General features: G+C 57.8%; 2 protein-coding genes. Both read right to left on the minus strand.

The features are described 5' to 3' along the window. Positions 1-1,203 (minus strand): phytoene desaturase (locus AC221Y_RS22970; protein ID WP_486708604.1); only part of this gene is annotated, 1,203 nt, incomplete at its 3' end. A gap of 7 nt (positions 1,204-1,210) precedes the next feature. Beyond that, entirely contained in the window at positions 1,211-2,395 is a 1,185-nt protein-coding gene (gene crtY / locus AC221Y_RS22975) for a lycopene beta-cyclase CrtY (protein WP_486708605.1), read from the minus strand. Between the last annotated feature and the right edge of the window lie 242 nt (positions 2,396-2,637).

Genomic DNA, 2,637 nt, shown 5'->3' on the forward strand with positions numbered 1-2,637 from the left:
ACGGTATCGCGGCCCCTCTTCGGCCCAGTCGATATCGGCCGTGCCAAGATGTGGCACAGGCGAAAGAACGTAATACGCACTGTGTCCCGGCGGGGCGAGAGTGTCATCGGTGACCGAAGGGCAGTGCAGATAAAGCGAAAAGTCCTCGGCCAACGCATTGGCACTGAATATCTCGTTGATCAGTTCACGGTATCGCGGCCCGAACAGCACCATGTGATGCTGCAGATCGGGCCGTAGTCCCCTGAGGCCGAAATAGATGACAAACAGAGACATGGAAAACCGCTTCTTGCGGAGAGCTTCGGCATGCTTGCCACGCGGATCGTCTCGCAGCAGGTCACCATAGGTGTGCATAACGTCGGCGTTGCTCGCCACCATATCCGCGCGGATGTACTCGCCTCGGCTTGCCACACCCGTGACTCTGCCGGTCTCGGTCACGATCTGATCTACCGGCGCGTCTGTTCTGAGGGTCCCGCCAAGATCCTCAAACAGCTTCGCCATTCCGCGCACAAGTGCGCCGGTGCCACCCTGTGCGAACCATACTCCGTCCTTGCGTTCCAGGGCATGGATTAGCGCATAGATGCATGATGTCTGAAACGGGTTCCCGCCCACCAACAACGAATGGAACGAGAAGGCCTGCCGCAATTGCTCGTCCCTGATGTAACTGGCAACCTTTGAATACACGCTGCGTTGGCTTTGCAACCGCGCAAGCTGCGGAGCGGCCTTAAGCATACTCCATACTGTTTGGAACGGCACCGCGCCCAATTTCTCGTAGCCCTCGCGATACAGGTCCTTTGAGTATTCTAAGAAGCGTCTGTAGCCCTCGACATCCTCCGGCGACTTCTCCCGAATCTGTCGGTCGAGCGCATCCTGATCGTTCACATAGTTGAAGCGATATCCGTCCTCCCAGCAAAGCTGATAGAACGGCGTGATAGGCAGCAACGCGACGTAGTCGTCCATGTTGCGGTCTGAAAGCGCCCACAACTCACGCAGCGATGCAGGATCCGTAATGACCGTCGGTCCCGCATCGAAAACAAAGCCGTCTTCCTCATAGACGTAGGCACGTCCGCCGGGCTTGTCGCGCTTCTCAAGAAGCGTGCATTGGATACCGGCGCTTTGGAGGCGGATTGCAAGCGAAAGGCCGCCAAACCCCGCTCCAATTACGACAGCTTCTCGCGATGTGGATTGAGGTGAGGATATCAGCATGTTTGGGCTAATTCTTGCCAAGGGCTCGCACTTCCGATACGCACGCCAGTGCTTTTCGGATCGGTACCGGCGGCTTGCCCGCGAGAATGCGTAGTTTGTCTCCCGTAGTCAGGTTGCCTGCATAAAACCGCTCGATCAGGCCCTGCGGCAAGCGATAGAACCGCTGCAAGACCAGATATCGCTCATCCGGCTTTGCGGCTTGGAATAACATGCGGTTCAACAAGCGGTAAAAACCCTGACCGCGGGCGCGTTTTCTAGCATGGGCGTATACAGCGCTCCAGACAGTCTGAGTAGTCAGCGGACTGCAGTCATTTGCAATGATACTAGCGACCTGCATTGCTTCGGGGAGGCTGTAGCCGGTTGTGGGTTGAAAAAGCCCTGCCCGCAGCCCGACGGGTGCCGCACCGGCCATGCGCCCTTGCCAGAAGAGGTCGACGTCTTCGGCAAGTGTTACCGGTAGCACGCCACGCTCCTCGCGTAGGACTTCGCGAACCACCCAACCCTTCTCCGCAGCATAGGCTTGGATCGCGCCCCGAAATGCAGTGTCGTCCAAATCGCCTCCATCGCTGTAGCGCGTGTCCTCAATCAGCAAGCGTGTAGGCGAAAGGGGCAGCACGTAGACAAACCGGTAGCCGTCGCGTTGCGCCACGCGCGCATCCATGATCGTCGGCAAAGTCTCGCCGTGCGGTTTGGCGAGCTCGACTTCCTGGCCAAGGAATTTCTGATAACCGAGCCTTATGGCCGCGTGCGGCTCGAAACCACGGGCGTCAATCACACAAGGAGCTGAAAGCGTCTTGCCGTTCGCCAGAACTACCTTTGAGGGCTGCAGGCTATCAACCGGCGTCTTCTCGCGGATATCGACGCCTTGAAGCGCATAGACGGCCTCACGCAGCGTTTCAGATGCAATCGTGGCATAGCGGGTGGACAGTTCCCGCTCAGAAGACGGAAACGCGACTTTCTGACCTGGCCAGACATGGCTGATCACCGGTTCCAGTCGCCGAAAATCTTGTTTTGAAAGGTCGGTTTCGTGGAATGACCACGTGTGGTTGCCGCAAATGCGGTCTGCGGCCTCAACAACAATGGCCTGCTTGCCCGGTTGGTCCTCTGCAAGACGAAGCGCAATTAGGCAACTGGATAGCCCTCCGCCGACGAGGATCACGTCTGCACAGCCGCTCGCCTTATCAGCGCCCATACGACGTCCCCCTTTTGGGTCACGGCTCATGTGTTCAACTATTCCGCACCAGACATCCTTTAGTCCAAGAAGATATAGCGCTCTTAGACTGGAGAGGGGATGTCCGCTTTCGGTCATTAGCAGACATCGACGAGCACAACCAGAATGACCGCTTCAAGCTGTACGGCTAAACCTGGGAACTGGGGCCAGCGACCAGGTCTAGGACCGGTGAGGAATTACGAAATCGCCCGCTCCAGGCTCCG

Source organism: Boseongicola sp., assembly GCF_057460485.1.